We start from the raw sequence: 2799 nt of genomic DNA on the forward strand, positions 1-2799 counted from the left end.
GTTGCGCAGCGCCTCGATGCGCGCGCGCTGGGCGGCGACCTCGGAGGGGCGGCCGGCGGCGCGGGTGCGCTCCAGCCGCGCACGGGCCTGGGCCAGCTGCGCCTCGGCCTGCTGCTGGGCGGCGTCCTTCAACGCGGCGTCGCTGAACTCGGCCAGCACCTGGCCGGCCTGCACCAGATCGCCCTCGGCGACCAGCAGCCGCTCGATCCGTGCGCCGTCCTGGCTGGGCGCGGGGCCGAGGCGAAGGATGCGGGAGGCCGGCTCGACACGCCCCAGCGCGCCGACGCCGACGGGTTCCGTCACGGCCAAGGGCGCGGGCGCGCGCTCGGCCTCGCCAGGGGTCATCCAGAGAAAGCCCGCGCCGCCCGCCACGGCCAGCGCCACGGCGCCGACCAGGAGCTTCGTCCGCCGCGTCATCGCGCGGCCTCCAGCAGCTTCTCGAGCGCCGCGCGCGTCTCCGCGCGCTCTTCCGGTGTCGGCGTGTAGAGGCGGAACAGGCGCGCCATGAACATGCCGTCGGAGGCGGCGTTGATCGCATTGCCGACGCCCGGTGGCAGGCCATCGGCGGCGATGTCCTGGCGGAAGCGCGCGATCACCTCCCGGATGGGGTCGAGCAGCACGGGGTCGTGGTGGAAGGCGGCCAGGAAGATGGCGGCGGCACGATCATGCCGCTCGTCGCAGGCATGAAGCGGCGTCTCGCCTTGCGGGTCCGCCTCGCCGAAGCCCCATTCCAGCATGGCGCGCGCGACGCGGCCTGGCCCGGGCGGCTGCGCCTCCACGCCCATGCGGTACTGCTGCTCCATGAAGCTCGCCAGGCGCCGCAGCATGGCGTCGAGCAGCGCCTCCTTCGAGGCGAAGTGGTAGAGCAGCCCGCCCTTGGAGACGCCGGCGTCGCGCGCGGCGGCTTCAAGCGTCAGGCCGGCGACGCCGCGGGCCTGGATGATGCCCTCCGCGGCGTCGAGCACGCGGGTGCGGGCATCGGGCTGGGTCGTTGCGGGGGCGTCGTTCATGCCCTCTAACTATACCGGCCGGACGGTTCGTCAAGGACCAAACCGTCCAGCCGGTATAGTGGGCCTGTCAGCTTGAAGTGAGCCGGCCCCTCAAAGCGCCGCTATACCGGGGATCAGGCCGGGATCGGCACCCGAGCTGCCAGCGGGTCGAGCAGGCTCTCGATCGCCGCCGGCTCCTCCCAGGCCAGCCCGACGGTCACGACGGTGACGCGGGAGCGGAACTGGGGAGGGATCCGGACAAAATCCTTCTTGGTGGTGACCGGCACGGCGCGCAGCGCCTCCGCCTGAGCCAGCAGGTCCTTCAGGTCGCCCTCGTCGAAGGGGTAGTGATCGGCGAAGGCCTCGCGGCCGGCCAGGACCGTGCCGGCCTCCTGCAGGGTGGCGAAGAACTTGGCGGGGTTGGCGATGCCGCAGAAGGCGAAGACCGGCTGCCCCGCCAGCGTCGCGGCCTCCGGCCCGGCCACCAGACCGGCGCGCAGCACCGGCAGGGTGGGGGGCAGCTGGGCCAGCACGCCGGTCTTGTCCTCGCCAATCAGCACGGCGGCCTGGCAGCGGGCGGCGGCCCGGGCCACCGGTTCGCGCAGCGGGCCGGCGGGGATCACGCGGCCGTTGCCGAAGCCGAAGGTGCCGTCCACCACCAGCAGGGAGAGGTCCTTCTCCAGCGTCGGGTTCTGCAGGCCGTCATCCATCACGATCGCCTGTGCTCCGGCAGCGACCGCCGCCTGGCCGCCGGCTCCGCGATCGGCGGAGATCCAGGTCGGACGCACCTCCGCCAGCAGCAGCGCCTCGTCGCCGACCTGGGTGCTGTCATGGCTGTCCGGGTCCACGCGGAGCGGGCCCTTCAGGCTGCCGCCATAGCCGCGCAGCAGGAAATGCGCGCCCACGCCCCGGTCGGCCAGGCGCCGCCCGATGTCGAGCGCGACGGTGGTCTTGCCGGCGCCGCCCGCAGTGGCGTTGCCGCAGCAGATCACCGGCACCGGTGCGCGCCAGCCGCTGCGCGCCATGCGTCGCGCCGTCGCGCCGGCATAGATCGCGGAGAATGGGGAGAGCAGAAGGGGCGCAAGACCCCCGCCGCCCACCCAGAACCCGGGTGCTCGCATCAGCCCTCGTTCGTTCCTTGCCCTGCCCGGCGCCCTTCGGCGGGCGTCTCCGCCGGTGCGTACGGCGGGAGCAAGCCCAGCAGCGCCTCGGCTGCCTGCCCCGGCAGGCCGGCATTGCCGTCGGCGACCGCGGCGGCGGCCTCAGCCAGAGCCCGCGCGCGGCCTGGATCGGATAGCACGTCGCCGATTGCCGGCGCCAGCGCCGCGGGACTGTCCAGCGCGACGGCGCCCCGGGCAGCCAGCAGGCGCGCCACCGGCTCCTCGAAGTTCCACATGTGCGGGCCGAACAGGATGGGGCAGCCGAGCCGCGCCGGTTCCAGCGGGTTCTGCCCGCCATGGGGCACCAGGGACCCGCCGACGAGCGCCGCGCCGGCCAGCCGGTAGAACAGGCCCAGCTCGCCCAGCGTATCCGCCACGTACAGCTCGGTGCCGGGTCCTGGCTGATCGCCGGCGGCCCGGCGCGCCACCGTCAGGCCGGCGGCCGCGGCCTCGGCCGCGATGGCGGGGCCGCGCTCGGGATGGCGGGGCACCACCACGGTCAGCAGGGCGGGGAATGCGGCGGACACGGCGCGGTGCGCCGCGACGACATGGGCGTCCTCCCCCGGATGGGTGGAGGCAGCCAGGAAGAGCGGGCGCGCCCCGATCGCCGTCCGCAGCGAGGCCAGCGCGGCCGCGTCGGCCGGCAGCGG

At 74.8% G+C, this 2799-nt stretch carries 3 protein-coding genes and 1 pseudogene; all 4 read right to left on the reverse strand.

Annotation, left to right across the window (positions count from 1 at the left end):
* Nucleotides 1-417 (reverse strand): annotated as a pseudogene (locus tag OZN99_RS29010) (biotin/lipoyl-binding protein); the annotation flags it as partial.
* Nucleotides 414-1010: a TetR/AcrR family transcriptional regulator gene (locus OZN99_RS29015; protein WP_270938695.1), complete on the reverse strand. Its 597-nt coding sequence runs from the start codon at nt 1008-1010 to the stop codon at nt 414-416. The pseudogene OZN99_RS29010 and the gene OZN99_RS29015, both read right to left, overlap by 4 nt.
* 113 nt (nt 1011-1123) lie before the next feature.
* Nucleotides 1124-2110 carry a tetraacyldisaccharide 4'-kinase gene (gene lpxK / locus OZN99_RS29020; protein WP_270938696.1) on the reverse strand — a complete coding sequence of 329 codons (987 nt, stop codon included), beginning with the start codon at nt 2108-2110 and terminating at the stop codon, nt 1124-1126.
* A partial coding sequence (locus OZN99_RS29025; RefSeq protein WP_408611970.1) for a 3-deoxy-D-manno-octulosonic acid transferase occupies nt 2110-2799 on the reverse strand: 690 nt, incomplete at its 5' end. The genes lpxK and OZN99_RS29025, both read right to left, overlap by 1 nt.

It is taken from the genome of Falsiroseomonas oryzae, from assembly GCF_027856955.1.
GTDB classification, from domain to species: domain Bacteria; phylum Pseudomonadota; class Alphaproteobacteria; order Acetobacterales; family Acetobacteraceae; genus Falsiroseomonas; species Falsiroseomonas oryzae.

Excerpts from the sequence above, each read along its gene's own strand:
- OZN99_RS29015 (WP_270938695.1), bottom strand. The coding sequence starts at position 1,010 with ATGAACGACGCCCCCGCAACGACCCAGCCCGATGCCCGCACCCGCGTG.
- lpxK (WP_270938696.1), bottom strand. The coding sequence starts at position 2,110 with ATGCGAGCACCCGGGTTCTGGGTGGGCGGCGGGGGTCTTGCGCCCCTT.